The sequence below is a fragment of the Bacillus sp. GW823-FHT06A10 genome (assembly GCF_058795375.1).
Genome location: NZ_JBXAHT010000002.1, coordinates 682,629 through 697,469, shown reverse-complemented (window position 1 = coordinate 697,469; position 14,841 = coordinate 682,629). Strand labels below are relative to the sequence as shown.

Here is a 14,841-nt window from a genome sequence, read left to right as displayed (position 1 = left end):
TTTTATATAAAAAAGAGCTATTTTACATTACTTAGGAGGGGAAAACAATGGTTTCAAAAATTGAGTCTGTTCTTTTAACAATTTTTATCTTTTTCTGTATTGGTTTTAGTGTTATTCAATTAGAAGTTTCACCACACATCCCAATTTTATTTGGTATCGTTCTTTTATTAGCATTTGGATTCCTGAAGAGAATCTCTTGGTCTACTATGGAGAAAGGGATGATTAGTAGTATTTCAGCTGGTATTCCATCTATATTTATTTTCTTACTTGTAGGCGTATTAATTAGCGTTTGGATCGCAGCTGGAACTATTCCGACTTTAATGGTATACGGCTTCCAGCTTGTATCTCCAAAAATTTTCGTTCCAACTGTTTTTGTTGTTTGTGCAATTGTTGGAACGAGTATCGGTAGTGCATTTACAACTGCTGCAACTGTAGGACTTGCTTTTATGGGAATGGGTACTGCCCTTGGATACGATCCAGCTCTTATTGCTGGTGCAATTATTTCTGGTGCATTCTTCGGAGATAAAATGTCTCCTTTATCTGATACAACAAACTTAGCGCCTGCTGTAACGGGTGTAGATTTATTTGAACATATTCGTAACATGCTTTGGACAACAGTGCCAGCTTTCATTATTGCTTTTATCGCATTTTTCATTTTAGGAAGCGGATCTGGTGGAAACGTTGATTTCTCAGCATTTATTAATACACTAGAAAAAAATGCAACGATTTCTATCGTTACACTTATTCCTATTTTATTACTGTTCCTATTCGCATTTAAAAAGGTACCCGCAGTTCCAACATTACTTGCAGGAATTGTGGTAGGAATTATTATTCTCTTTATTTTTAAACCTAGCACTTCTTTAGCTGATTTAATGAAAATTATGCAAGACGGTTACGTTTCTAAAACTGGTATCAAAGATATTGATAGCTTATTATCTCGCGGTGGCCTGCAAAGTATGATGATGTCAATTGCTCTTATTTTCCTAGCTCTTTGTATGGGAGGATTATTACAAGGAATGGGCATTATAGCGCAGCTGATGAATATTATCTCTAGCTTCGTAAAAACTAGTACACGCTTAATTATTTCTACTGCTTCAACTGCAATTGGTGTAAACTTCTTACTTGGTGAGCAGTACTTATCCATCGTTTTAACAGGACAAGCATTCGCTAATAAATACGATGAAGTCGGTTTAGAGCGTCGTAATTTATCACGAGTATTAGAAGATGCTGGTACAGTAATTAATCCACTCGTACCATGGGGTGTCAGTGGCGTATTCTTAACAAATGTTCTTAGCGTTCCAACATTCGATTACTTGCCATACGCAATCTTCTGTTTAGCTTGTCCAGTCGTAACCATTATCGTCGGTTTTACTGGATTCGGTCTTTCATGGAAAAAAGAAAAAGCAGTACCAGTTTCATAATATAACAAAAAGGATTACCAAATCGGTAATCCTTTTTATATTTCTCGACTATCTATTCGCTTTCTTTCTTCTAAATAACATAAGTAATCCCGCTCCAACAAACGCAAGACCAGCTCCAATTGTAGAAGCAATACTTGCACCTGTTTTCGGTAAATCACGTTCATCTTTTTCAGCTTCTTTATTTTCACTTACAGTTGTTGTTGTTTCTTTTGTATTTTGATCATCTGTTGTAGTTTGTCCAGATCCGGTATTATTTCCATCTTGCTTTGGTTCATTACCATTATTACCTTCTTCTGTTGGTGGTGTTGGGTTTTCTCCATTACCTGTTGGCGGTGTCGTCGGATTTTCTCCACCACCTGTTGGCGGTGTCGTTGGATTTCCTTCACCAGTTTCTTTATCATCATTCTTCTTCGTTATATCAATTGCATATTTCGCAAATTCATTTTCAGATGGTCCAACATATGAAATCTTTCCATCTTTCTTTATATACTTTTGTGCATTTGGTGAAGAATCAAATGTTGTATTTAATTTATCTGCAACAATCGGTTTAAATGTCCAATTTTGATCAGCTGCTGGATCAATATCTTTTATTTTTTGCATATACTTCACAATGATTTGACGTGTTTCATCTTGTGATTGGTATACAACTTCCCCTTTACTTACACCTGGGAACGTTTGGCTACTTCCACGATAGTTATTTGTAGCGACGATGAACTCTTGCTTGTCAGCTACTAGCTTACCTTCATATGTCATATTTACAATACGATTAGCATTTGCATTTACAACTTTTCCATCTTTATCGTATTTCGCCGGTTGTGTTACATCAATTTCGTATTTTAAGCCATCTAAAATATCGAAGTTATATGTAGGATAGCCTATATTTACTAACGGCTGTTCTTCTGTTTTCTTTGGATCAATTTGATTAAACTGACCTGCAGACATTTCAAGCCATTCTTTCACTTGTGCCCCATTTACTTTTACAGCATATAACGTATTTGGATACACGTATAAATCTGCAACGTTTTTAATTGCTAACGTTCCAGCTGGAATATCAGTATAATATGTCGCACCGTTTCGGCCACCTGCTTTAAATGGTGCTCCTGCAGATAAAACTGGAATATCTTTAATCTTTTCGTATTCTGGTTTTTTAAGTTCTTGTTCTACATACCATTTTTGCGCATTTGTCACAATTTGTACGGAAGGATCATCTTGTACTAATGAAAAATAACTATTAATTGGTGCTTTCGTTTCACCTACATGTGTATTTACATATTCGATTGTCTTTTCATGTTCATCTTTAATTTCATTAACTAATTTTTGATCAGATTCTACTAATGGATTACCTTTACTATCAGCAATCGGACGAAGTTGCGGCTTAGACTGATCTTTTTGCACTTCCCATTTTCCGTTTACCTTTTTCAATTGCATATCAATAATACCTAAGTTACTACCAAAAACACCCGGCATTACAACTGGAACACCATTAAATACATCCTTCACTTCAGTATGCGAATGTCCCATTAATACTGCATTTACGCCAGGAACTTCTGTCGCTAAATAAAACGATGAATTTTCCATTCCTTCGTTGTATCCACTCTTATCAACACCTGAATGCGCTAGTGCAACTATAATATCCGCACCTTGCGCCTTCATTTCCGGAACTAATTTTTTCGCTGTTTGCACAATATCTTTTGCTTTTACTTGTCCTTCTAAATTCGCTTTATCCCAATTCATAATTTGTGGTGGAACAAATCCCATTACACCAATTTTCACTATTTGTTTTTGGCCTGCTTCATCCACTACTTCTTTCTCTAAAATATGATATGGTCTATCAAAGTAATGCTCGTCATTCTCATCATTACCATCATGGTCATCTCTGTAGACATTCGAGTTAATAACCGGAATTTTTGTTTTACTAGTCACTTGCTTTAAATAATCTAAACCGTAGTTAAATTCATGATTCCCAAGAGAGATGACGTCATACTTCATTAAATTCATTACACGATATAATGGATGTGTATAACTAGGATCCACACGATTCTTCGGATCTTTTATTTTATTCGCTACGTAATCCCCCAGCGGTGTCCCTTGTAATGCATCCCCATCATCAAATAGGACAGAGTTCTTCACTTCTTCACGTGCTTTATTAACGAGTGTTGCCGTTTGTACGAGACCTACTTTATTATCTGTTTTCGTTTGATAATAATCGTAATTCATTAAGTTAACGTGAATATCTGATGTTTCTAGAATTCGTAATTTAACTGTACTCTCCCCAGTGTTCTCATCTGCATGAGCTGTTGCTGGCATTACTTGCGGTGCTATAACACCAATCGCAAGAGTTGCTCCAGCTAGCATTTTTTTTGACTTTTTCACAAAAAATCCCCCTTATACAATTACCAGAAATAATGAAATGAATCCCTATCTGTCTCTAACCACATACCTTTTTTCTTCTATTAGAGACACAATTTTCATTTCACCCTGCGCTAACGAGTAGTCCCCTTAAACGCCCGATTGATGAAGACTAACAATTAATAGGAAATAAAGCTCCCACTAATTAAAGTTTCACCTTATCTGACATTATCATATATAAAGTTCTTTCCTATCGTCAATATTTTTTGACAAACTTCAACAAATTTTCTGTAAAGTTATTATAAACTTTTCATAAACATATAATATGCCCTTACATTGCTAATACTGCTGAATATGATACAATTACCAATTACAAGGAGGATGAATTTATGAAAAAAGTCATCTTAACAATTGTTTGTCTCCTCCTTCTGATCATTTCTTATTCTTATTTTGAAAAGAACGACGAGACAAAACAAAATGAACCCGAAGAAAAAACAGAAAAAACATCTACTCCAAGTTGGATTGATAAGCAAACAAACGATTCCTTTTATCATCTCGTACTAGGTGATTCGCTCGCCAAAGGATATGGATCAACACAAGGTGGATTTGCTGAATTAGCCTCTAAACAAATAGAAGCACAAATTCATAAACCAATTACTGTAGAAAACCTTGGGATAAACGGTCTTACAACAGATCGTCTCGCTAAAAAAGTTCAATCAGAAGATGTAAAGCAAAAAATTAGAGCAGCAAATATCATTACAATTAATATTGGGGGAAATAATTTATTTCGCTTAAATCGTGATGTCGGTGTTATAGACGGTATTAAAATGTTAAATAAAGAAAAAGCTCATTTTGAAGCGGATGTAAAAAATATTGTAAAGACAGTCCGAGATCAAAATCCTGATGCTTTACTCATTCTTTCTGAACTCTATAACCCGTTACAACTCGATGACTCCATCGCAAGTTATGCAGATATGTTTTTAGACGGCTGGAATGAATCCGTTTATTCCATTGCAAAAGTGAATCAACCATCTATCGTTTTGCCAATTCGTAAATTAATATCGAATGATAAAAAAGAATTGCTCTTTGACCAAGTACACCCAAATGATAAAGGCTATACGATTATTGCCGATTCATTTACAAAAAAAGTATTGGCCTACAAATATTAAAATTCCCATGAAACAATTCTATTTTTATAACATGTCTTTTTTGTTACAATGATAGTGGAAGGGGGCCTTTATATGGAATCACGCGAGTGGGAACGTATTGTTGATCATCTTCTTTCGCTAGTGCCTCTTTTTTATCGCAAATTTATGCTTCCTGGAGAATTTTCTTCTCAAAGACATATGCCGCCATCACATACACAAGTATTACTGCTTTTGCATGAAAACGGCACATTAGCAGTTTCCGAAATCGGCAAGCGGCTAGCGATTTCACGGCCTAACATGACACCTCTATTAAACAAACTTATTCAAGAAGAACTAATAGAGCGTCATTATAGCGAAAAAGATCGACGGGTCATTTTAATTTCCCTAACAGCTGAAGGGAAATTATTAGTAAATCAGTATCAGCAATTCATTTTAGACAAACTAAAAGAAAATTTCCAAACATTATCTGAGGAAGAGCGCGAAAAGCTCATTCATTCTCTTCAAACCATTCAAAATTTAATTTTGAAAACAAACGTATAAAGCTGCTTCTAAATAGAAGCAGCTTTATGATTCGTAATAGTTACCATAGTACACATTGGAATATGGCCATGTTGTTAAATATGGTTTTTTTTCCTGTGTAGGCTGTTGTTGTGGTAATTGTGGTATTTGCTGTAATTGTTGTTGCCGATATAATTCGTATTGTCTACTCGTATCATAAACCGGATAATAATTTACATATGGATATACTTGAGGTACGTAATAATAATACATTATCCTCTCCTCCTTTTTCTTAAACATATTCAAAGGAGAAAATGGATGTGACATTGTTTATAATTGTACAAGTGGTTCTCTCACTCGTTTCTTCCTTTTCTTCAAGCGTAACTTACGGTTCTTTTCGTATAAATAATGCACAACGAAATACGAAATGAGACCAAACACAACTCCTAAAATCGTCATTCCAATTAATACATACACTTCACTTTGTAATAAGCTCTTTAATATCGTAAAAATGTGACTTGAAAACAAGTCCGATATCGTAAATGGTTCATGATGAATTTTCTGTACATGGAATGGATAAATCATTTTTCCTAGCGCATACGCAAGCGGAAATAAAAATACTGGGAGAAACGATATTTTCCCAATAATATTGCCAATAACTGCCGCAGGAAAAGATCCCTTTGCTAACCTGACGATTGGATAAAATATTACATATACGAGCGATGCCGTATAAATGACTAACATTTCTAAGCCGAATCCTATAGCAAACCCTAACGATACTTTCTTTGCGCCTTCTGGCGATCGAAGCAACTTATAATATTGAAACTTTAATATTCTCCACATCCGCTGAAAAAACGAATATGTTTTCTTAGTTGTTTTCACCCTCATCATCTCTTTAACTATATTTTTATATGTAGTATGTCCTTACACACTCTGAAAAACAAATTTAGTTTTCTCTTTTATTATAAATGATATCGAAATGGTTAACCAAATATACATCCGACATTTTAATATAAAAAAACCTCCCTTTTAGGAAGGCTCTTCTACATTTCTAAATAAACTCACTAATAGCGCTTTTTGAGCATGCAATCGATTACCAGCTTGCTCAAATACGATAGACTGTGGTCCATCTATAATTTCGCCTGTTACTTCTTCTTCACGATGGGCAGGTAAACAGTGTAAGAAACGATATGTTTGTTTCGCATGCTTAACAAGTTCGTTATTGATTTGGTAAGGTTGAAATAAAGAATATTTCTCTTCTTCGCCCTCTTGCCCCATGCTCATCCAAACGTCAGTATAAATGAAATCTGCTTCATTCACCGCTAATTCAGGATCATGCAAAACTTCAATTTCAGCTCCTGTTTCCTTGGCAATCGCTAACGCTTTTTTTACAATCTCCTCATTCGGTTCATACCCTATAGGCGTTGCAACAGTCATATGCATTCCAACTTTTGCACTAGCTAACAACAATGAATGACATACATTATTTCCGTCACCTACGTAAGCTAATTTTATTCCTTTAAATGTATTTATTTCTTCATATATCGTCATGAGGTCTGCCAATGCTTGACAAGGATGATGGTCATCCGTTAATCCATTAATAACAGGAATACTCGATTCTTTTGCAAGCTCTTCTACATCCGCGTGTGAGAATGTACGTATCATGATCCCGTCAATATACTGCGATAATACTTTCGCAGTATCTGAAACGGTTTCTCCTCTTCCCATTTGCATCTCTTTCCCACTTAAAAACATACCATGTCCCCCGAGTTGTACCATTCCCGCTTCAAAAGATACACGAGTACGAGTTGAATGCTTATCAAAAATAAGCCCTAATATTTTGCCTTGTAATAAAGGCTCTTGCTTATTCTTTTTTAAATATATAGCGAACTCAATTAAAGAAATAACTTCTTCTTTCGTTAATTCTTCTAGTGTTAAAAGATCTTTCGTATTTAATTTCGGTACTTGTAAAGTTGACATGAAACTTCCCCCTTATATAATTGATACGTTTTTTGTACAAACTACTTTTTTTATTATATATACTGCCTGTTCTAACTCTTCATTCGTGACAATGAGTGGCGGTAATAGTCTTATAACATTAGGGCCTGCTTGTAATACGAGAAGTCCTTCGTTTTCTAGTTGTTCTATAAAACTTGCAACTTCATGCTTACACTCAATCCCAATCATAAGCCCCTTACCACGTATATTTTGAATACATTCGACATGCTGTAATTCCTCTTGCAACTTCTCTAATACATACTCGCCTTTTTCTTGCACTTCTTTTAAAAACAATGGTCTTTTACTTACTTGCAATACTTCTTTCGCTGCAGCCATCGCGATGTAATTCCCGCCAAAAGTTGAACCGTGTGATCCTGCAGTAAACGACGTTCCGAGCTCTTTCCGGCCAATCATTGCTCCGACAGGAATCCCATTCCCAAGTGCTTTTGCAACGGTAACGATATCAGGCTCTATTCGCACTTGTTCATAAGCGAATAGTGTTCCAGTTCTTCCTATCCCCGTTTGTACTTCGTCTATAATAAATAAGGAACCGAACTTATTACATAATGTTTCAATCTCTTTCAAAAAAGATAGATCAGCAGGTATTACTCCTCCCTCTCCTTGAACTACTTCTACCATTACCGCCGCAACTTCTTCATTCATTACTTCCTCTAATGCTTTAATATCGTTAAAAGGGATATGTAAAAAAGATGGAAGTAATGGACCAAATCCTTCTTTTACCTTATCTTGGCCTGTTGCACTCATCGTTCCAAATGTTCTACCGTGAAAAGACTGCTGGCATGTTACGACGAGAGCTTTTCCAGTATGCTTACGTGCTAACTTTAAAGCCGCTTCATTTGCCTCTGCCCCACTATTACAGAAAAACACATAATCTAATGCTCTATTTTCTGTTAATAATGACGCAACTTCTTCTTGTAAGCTGTTTGTAAACAGGTTAGATATATGCCATATATCATCAAGTTGCTCTTGCACACCTTTGAGAACAGTAGGGTGACAATGTCCTAAATTACATACGCCAATTCCTGATGTAAAATCTAAATATTGCTTACCTTTATTATCAATAACTTTCGTTCCAGTTCCCTTTACAAACTCAATAGTTCTTCTGCCATACGTTTGAAAAAGATGACTCGTCATGCAATACTCACACCTTTCGTTACCGTCGTTCCAATACACTCTCCCGTAACCTCAGTAAAATCTTTTGTACCATTCACAATACTTATCTTTTGCACTCCCATTTTTAATGATGCTAGTGCCGCCTGTACTTTCGGAATCATCCCACCTGTAATAACACCTGTTTCTATAAAAGTTGCAATTTCAGATTCATCCGTTTCCTTTACCAAATTCCCTTCATGTAATATTCCATCTACATCCGTAATAAAAATCAGCTCTTTTGCCCCTAACGCGGCCGCAATCCCAGCTGCAGCATTGTCCGCATTTATGTTATAAATTTCATTACCATTTACCCCGATTGGAGCAATAACAGGAATATACCCCATATTTATTAATCCTTTTAATAAGGCTGTTTCTACATAACTTACTTCTCCCACATATCCTATCTCCTCGCTGACAGGTTGAACTTGAAGTAAATTACCGTCACACCCTGAACAACCTACAGCAAGTAAATTATGCTTTTGTAAATTCATTACGAGTTTTTTATTCGTACTTCCGCATAGCACCATTTGAACAACATCCATAACTTCTTTTGGTGTTACGCGTAATCCATCTCTTTTTTCTACGTTGATGTTACAATCTTTTAATTTGGCATCAATTTCTGGCCCACCACCATGAACAATCACCACTTTATACTTCTGTTGCAATTTCTTTATACAATCAAAAAACACAGCATTTAATTGATTCAACATACTACCGCCGCATTTCACTACAATATAATCGCTCATCTTCTCTCTCCTTATGTACGATAACAAGCATTTATTTTCACATATTCATAGCTTAAGTCACAGCCCCAAGCTGATCCTGTCTCTTCACCTAAGTGTAAGTACACATTAATGACTATTTCATCTTCTTGTAATCTCTCTTTCATTTCTTCTTCAGAAAATATTTGAGGCTCACTATTTTTTAATACCGATATAGATTGAAGAGTAATGTCAATTGTGTTCGGATGAATAGCTACTTCACTTTGTCCAATACTGCTAATAATTCGCCCCCAGTTTGGGTCTTCACCATGTATTGCTGTTTTCACAAGACTCGAACCGACTATTTGCTTTGCAATTTTTTTTGCCTCTTCATTCGTTTGAGCTCCTAGCACATTTACTTCTATTAACTTCGTAGCTCCTTCACCATCTTGCGCAATTTTTTTCGCTAAATCTTCACATACTTGCTGTAAAGCACATACGAAAGTTTCCCAATCTGTATGTTCCATATTTATCGGCCTTGTTTCTGATAATCCACTTGCCATAACGATGACCATATCATTCGTAGAAGTATCTCCATCTACCGTAATTTGATTAAATGTATGATTCGTTATTTGTGATAACGCTGTTTGCAATACGTCATGCTCTATATGAGCATCTGTCGTAATAAAACTAAGCATCGTTGCCATATTCGGATGAATCATCCCTGAACCTTTTGCAACACCCGCAATCGCCACTTTCTTCCCATCAATAATCATTTCATAGCAAGTTTCTTTCATTATAAGATCCGTCGTTAAAATTGCTTCAGAAAAACAATATGCTTCACTTTCTTCCTTCGTCGGTATAAGAGTTGCAACTCCCTTTCGGATTATATCCATCGGCAGTGGAACACCAATTACACCTGTTGAAGCTACTGCAACGTAATTTTCTTTCATCCCAAAATGTTCCGCCCCTAATGCGCGCATCTCGTATGCGTCTTGTAATCCTTTCATTCCAGTACAAGCATTTGCATTTCCACTATTAACGATAATTGCTTGTAACTTCCCTTCTGCCGTTATACTATCCTTCGTTACTTGCAAAGGAGCTGCTTGTATTTGATTCGTTGTATACACAGCGGCACATGATGCTGGTACATCACAAACGATGGCACCTAAATCCTTTTTCTCCTTTTTTAAACCATTTGCAGTACCAATTGCCGAAAAGCCTTTCGGCGTTACAATTGAACCATTTTCTAATTTTGTAATAGACGCTACTTTAATCATCATGTCCCCCTTATACATAAAGCGGCATATGTTGTAAACCTGTTGTCTCTTCTAGTCCCGCTATTATGTTTGCATTTTGAATCGCTTGCCCAGCCGCGCCTTTCATCATATTGTCTATAACAGAAACGACCGTAACTCTTTCAGCTCTTTCATCGTAAGCTATGCCAATATCACAATAATTTGAGCCTCTCACTTCTTTTGGACTTGGAAATTTCCCTTGCGTACAAATTCGGATGAAAGGCGATTGTTCATACGTTTCTTCATACAATTTTTGAAGTTGCTTTATTTCCATCTTTTGTTTTACTTTTGCATAAAGTGTAATCATGATTCCTCGAGATATCGGTATTAAATGTGTGCTAAATGTAATTGGCTGTGATCCACTATTCCATTCTGTAAGCATTTGCTCAATCTCTGGAACGTGCTGATGCTCATTCACTTTATAAATGTGCAAGTTATCATATAGCTCAGGAAAGTGAGTCATTGTTGTTGGTGTTTTACCTGCTCCTGATACCCCTGATTTCGCATCAATAATAATCGAATCTTCTTCAATCATGCCGCTACGTACTAACGGCGCTATCGCTAGCAATGTGGCTGTAGCAAAACATCCTGGGTTTGCAATTAAATTTGCCTTTTGAATCCCAGTCCTTTTCCATTCACTTAACCCATACACTGCTTTTCTAAGAATTTCTTCTTTCGCTGCTGGCCTTTTATACCACAGTTCATATGACGAAGGATCTATCATACGAAAGTCTCCAGATAGGTCAATTACTTTTAAACCTTCTGCTAATAACTTGGGAGTTAACTCCGCCGATACTCCTGCTGGGGTTGCTAGAAATACGATTTCTGCTTCTTTTCCTATCGTCTCCACATCAATTTCTTGTAACGTATGAAAAAGGACATTTCGAAGATGCGGATATACATTTGTTATACACTCACCAACTTGTGAAAAAGAATGGAGAGATGCTATCGAAAAATATGGATGTTGTTCTAATAAACGAATTAACTCAATGCCCCCATATCCAGTGGCTCCAATAATTGCGACTTTCATAAGTTCCTCCTCATATCGATTCTTTAAATTAAGTATGATTATAATATTGTATATTTATAGAGTCAATTAAATATTTATAAATTTTCAAATCTAAAAAAACTTAATTTTATTAGAAAAATAATATACTCAACCGAATTTTTATACAAAAATAGTGCATAGTAGTTTTTTTATTTCACTTCAAGTACAATAAAACAATACATACGTACATACAGGCGGGGAAAAATATGAACGAAAAATTAATTGAGAAAATGATTATAAAAAGTTTTCAACAATATCAATGCAGTCCAATATCAAAAGAAGATCAGGAAATGCTAGTGAAACATATTCAAACGGTGACTCATTCAAATATTGAAATTGATTTATACGAGGAAATTGAGGATATTGTTTATGATTATGTAACTGGAAAACAATAAAAAATAGGAGATTTCCATATGGAAATCTCCTATTTTTTACTTAATGATTTACCTGCTACACGTTCAAATAAACCTGGGAATAAAGCATAAAGTTTCGGGCCAATTCCCATCCACTTCGGTAAGTTTACTTCACGTTTTTTCGTGTGCATCGACTTTACGATTTGTTCTGCTACGTATGTTGGTTTTAACATGTAACGTCCCATATTCTTTACATATGTACCAGATTGATCCGCTATTTCAAAAAAGTTTGTATCTATCGGACCTGGATTAATTGCTGTAACATAAATATCTGTATTGGCTAATTCCATGCGTAAACTATTCGTAAATCCTAATACGGCATGTTTCGTTGCTGCATAAGCACTCGATTTCGGAGTTGCAATTTTTCCAGCAAGTGAAGCAATATTAATAATATGTCCTTCATTCTTGTTTACCATATAAGGTAGTACCGCTTTCGTACATGCTACTAATCCAAATACATTTACTTGGAACATATCTTTTACTTCACCCATTGACGCATCTTCAAACGTTTTAAAAATACCAAATCCCGCATTGTTTACTAATATATCAATACGTCCCACTTCTTGTAATACCTTTGAAAAAACAGACTGTACTTCCATCTCATCACTTACATCTAATACATAATAATAGCAAGGCGTATTATAAGTTTCTTTAATTTTGTCTACTAACGCTTGTAGTTTCTCTTCTGTTCGAGCCATTAATACTGGAGTCGCTCCCTGTGCTGCAACTTGCATTGCAACTTGCTCACCAATCCCACTAGAAGCACCTGTAATGACGATTACTTTATTTTGTAAACGTCCTGTCATTGCTGTCACCTACTTTGCATAATAAATCAATTGTTGCGATGACTCATCAATCATCACTTGTTGATTATATGCTAAATAGTCCAATTGTCCAACCGTTTCTGAAATAGTAAGTGGTAATTGTTCTTTATATAATACCGGAAATAGTTTTACACATACTTCAAATGCTGTCATTGGTTTTTCCTTTAATAACTCAAGTACTTTAAAAGCACGTGTTTCTTGCTTTTGTAATCTCGTTTCAATAAGTTGTTTCACATTTAGAACATCTTCCCCATGCCCTGATAAAATGCGTGAAATATTCATTTCGCTTAAACGCTGTAATGTTTGATTATATTGTAGTAATGGGCGTGCCCGTTCTGTTTGCCCTTCATATGGTGGTTCTAGTATTGGATTCGAAGAAATATGACTAATGAGAGCATCTCCACCAATTAATATTCCATCAGATTCTCTATATAAAGAAATATGAGTAGAAGCATGACCTGGTGTTTCAAGCACTGTAAATCCAGGCAAAGAATTAATACGATCTCCTTCTCTCACAGTATGCGTTAACGATCTATTACAAGAATATTTAAGTGTCCTCGTCGTCAATAACGACTCGTCTTTCAAAAATGCTACTGGCACACCAAACTGTAAGGCCGTCTCTCTAAAAAATTCATGATACCGCTTTAAAAACTCTGGATTTTGTGTGATCCAAGGCTCATTCCAAGGATGTCCAATAATATTCGTCTTCTCAGAAAATATATTTAAAAGTCCACAATGATCTGCATGATGATGCGTAATGACTACTGTTTCAATATCTTCTATCGTATGTCCTAATGTACCTAATTGACTTTCTAACGCATTTCTTGCCTCTTCTGTATTCGTCCCTGTATCAATTAATGTTAATGTCTCCCCCTCAACTAAAAACACATTCACAGTTTCCACTGCAAATGGTACAGGAATCTCCATTCGGTGAATCGCCGTCATGCTTAGCCCCCCTGTCTCTTTCCGGTTCAAAAATGAATACTTCTTCAGTTTACAACTTCTATATATATTTGTCATTATTTTCAGATAAAAAGAGGTGTTTCCTATAAAAAAACGAATGTATGTACATTTATAAGAATTTCTAACCAAAATTAAAGGAGGAACATCATGTCTATTCAAAACATTTCCTTTCTCGGTGCAGGCTCTATTGCTGAAGCTATTATTGGTGGCTTGTTACATGCAAATGTTGTTAAATGTGAACAAATTACTGTAAGTAATCGTTCTAACGAGACAAGATTACAAGAGCTACATAAAAAATACGGTGTCAAAGGTACTCATAATAAAAAAGAATTACTTACTGATGCAAATATTCTTTTTCTAGCAATGAAACCAAAGGATGTTGCAGAGGCGCTTATCCCTTTTAAAGAATACATAAATAATAACGTGCTTATTATTTCATTACTAGCAGGTGTTTCTACTCACTCAATTAGAAAACTATTTCAAAAAGACGTTCCAATTATTCGTGCAATGCCAAATACATCCGCAGCCATTTTAAAATCAGCTACCGCTATCTCCCCTTCGAAACATGCAACAGCGGAACATATTCGCACTGCAACATCTTTATTTGAAACGATTGGTCTCGTCTCTGTTGTAGAGGAAGAAGATATGCATGCTGTTACTGCATTATCCGGAAGTGGACCTGCTTATATTTATTACGTAGTGGAAGCTATGGAAGAAGCTGCAAAAAAAATTGGTTTAAAAGAAGATGTTGCAAAATCACTTATTCTTCAAACGATGATTGGTGCTGCTGAAATGCTAAAAGCAAGTGACAAACACCCTTCTATTTTGCGAAAGGAAATTACTTCTCCTGGCGGAACTACCGAAGCAGGTATTGAAGTATTACAAGAACATAAATTTCAACAAGCACTTATTTCTTGTATTACACAGGCAACGGAACGATCACATAATCTTGGAAAAACATTAGAACAACTAACAAAAGAAAAATAAAAAAAGGAGCTCAAGTTTAT

15 protein-coding genes are annotated in these 14,841 nt (G+C 35.6%); 5 read left to right on the top strand and 10 right to left on the bottom strand.

The annotated features are described in order from the left end of the window. The first annotated feature begins 47 nt into the window (after positions 1-47). On the top strand, positions 48-1,421 hold the full coding sequence (gene nhaC / locus AC1Q8M_RS18470; RefSeq protein ID WP_000253737.1) for a Na+/H+ antiporter NhaC: 1,374 nt from the start codon (positions 48-50) through the stop codon (positions 1,419-1,421). 48 nt (positions 1,422-1,469) lie between these two features. Here nhaC and cpdB read toward each other — a convergent pair whose 3' ends face one another. Then, the gene (cpdB, locus tag AC1Q8M_RS18465; RefSeq protein ID WP_000748639.1) at positions 1,470-3,794 is read right to left on the bottom strand and encodes a bifunctional 2',3'-cyclic-nucleotide 2'-phosphodiesterase/3'-nucleotidase; all 2,325 of its coding nucleotides are present in this window, start codon (positions 3,792-3,794) and stop codon (positions 1,470-1,472) included. A gap of 365 nt (positions 3,795-4,159) precedes the next feature. Between cpdB and AC1Q8M_RS18460 the strand changes: the two genes are divergently transcribed. After that, complete coding sequence (locus AC1Q8M_RS18460; protein WP_000755838.1) at positions 4,160-4,939, top strand: GDSL-type esterase/lipase family protein; 780 nt, start codon at positions 4,160-4,162, stop codon at positions 4,937-4,939. A gap of 72 nt (positions 4,940-5,011) precedes the next feature. Continuing rightward, positions 5,012-5,458, top strand: coding sequence for a MarR family winged helix-turn-helix transcriptional regulator (locus AC1Q8M_RS18455; protein ID WP_000445819.1), 447 nt, complete (start codon positions 5,012-5,014; stop codon positions 5,456-5,458). 24 nt (positions 5,459-5,482) lie between these two features. On the opposite strand, the gene AC1Q8M_RS18450 is transcribed toward AC1Q8M_RS18455, so the two are convergent. From AC1Q8M_RS18450 to argC, 7 genes are all read right to left on the bottom strand, one after another. Next, complete coding sequence (locus AC1Q8M_RS18450) at positions 5,483-5,689, bottom strand: hypothetical protein (protein ID WP_016080355.1); 207 nt, start codon at positions 5,687-5,689, stop codon at positions 5,483-5,485. Positions 5,690-5,746: 57 nt separating this feature from the next. Beyond that, positions 5,747-6,307, bottom strand: coding sequence for a DUF2062 domain-containing protein (locus AC1Q8M_RS18445; RefSeq protein WP_002005691.1), 561 nt, complete (start codon positions 6,305-6,307; stop codon positions 5,747-5,749). Between the two features lie 138 nt (positions 6,308-6,445). Next, positions 6,446-7,396 (bottom strand): ornithine carbamoyltransferase, encoded by a 951-nt coding sequence (gene argF / locus AC1Q8M_RS18440; RefSeq protein ID WP_492334168.1) that lies wholly within the window; start codon positions 7,394-7,396, stop codon positions 6,446-6,448. A 12-nt stretch (positions 7,397-7,408) separates the two neighbouring features. Further along, positions 7,409-8,569 (bottom strand): acetylornithine transaminase, encoded by a 1,161-nt coding sequence (gene argD, locus AC1Q8M_RS18435; RefSeq protein ID WP_098361280.1) that lies wholly within the window; start codon positions 8,567-8,569, stop codon positions 7,409-7,411. Then, positions 8,566-9,333, bottom strand: a complete 768-nt coding sequence (gene argB / locus AC1Q8M_RS18430; protein ID WP_001286792.1) for an acetylglutamate kinase — start codon at positions 9,331-9,333, stop codon at positions 8,566-8,568. The genes argD and argB overlap by 4 nt, the downstream gene beginning before the upstream one ends. 11 nt (positions 9,334-9,344) lie before the next feature. Then, the gene (gene argJ, locus AC1Q8M_RS18425) at positions 9,345-10,568 is read right to left on the bottom strand and encodes a bifunctional glutamate N-acetyltransferase/amino-acid acetyltransferase ArgJ (protein WP_140158991.1); all 1,224 of its coding nucleotides are present in this window, start codon (positions 10,566-10,568) and stop codon (positions 9,345-9,347) included. 10 nt (positions 10,569-10,578) lie between these two features. Beyond that, on the bottom strand, positions 10,579-11,616 hold the full coding sequence (argC, locus tag AC1Q8M_RS18420; protein WP_000861239.1) for an N-acetyl-gamma-glutamyl-phosphate reductase: 1,038 nt from the start codon (positions 11,614-11,616) through the stop codon (positions 10,579-10,581). Positions 11,617-11,840: 224 nt separating this feature from the next. Between argC and AC1Q8M_RS18415 the strand changes: the two genes are divergently transcribed. Next, complete coding sequence (locus AC1Q8M_RS18415) at positions 11,841-12,029, top strand: YqzH family protein (RefSeq protein ID WP_001003222.1); 189 nt, start codon at positions 11,841-11,843, stop codon at positions 12,027-12,029. A gap of 29 nt (positions 12,030-12,058) precedes the next feature. On the opposite strand, the gene AC1Q8M_RS18410 is transcribed toward AC1Q8M_RS18415, so the two are convergent. Together AC1Q8M_RS18410 and AC1Q8M_RS18405 are read right to left on the bottom strand one after the other, a co-directional pair. Continuing rightward, entirely contained in the window at positions 12,059-12,853 is a 795-nt protein-coding gene (locus tag AC1Q8M_RS18410) for an SDR family NAD(P)-dependent oxidoreductase (protein ID WP_000147789.1), read from the bottom strand. A 9-nt stretch (positions 12,854-12,862) separates the two neighbouring features. Next, the gene (locus AC1Q8M_RS18405; protein ID WP_000125135.1) at positions 12,863-13,816 is read right to left on the bottom strand and encodes an MBL fold metallo-hydrolase; all 954 of its coding nucleotides are present in this window, start codon (positions 13,814-13,816) and stop codon (positions 12,863-12,865) included. Between the two features lie 165 nt (positions 13,817-13,981). Between AC1Q8M_RS18405 and proI the strand changes: the two genes are divergently transcribed. Continuing rightward, on the top strand, positions 13,982-14,821 hold the full coding sequence (proI, locus tag AC1Q8M_RS18400) for a pyrroline-5-carboxylate reductase ProI (protein ID WP_098361279.1): 840 nt from the start codon (positions 13,982-13,984) through the stop codon (positions 14,819-14,821). The last annotated feature ends 20 nt before the right edge of the window (positions 14,822-14,841 follow it).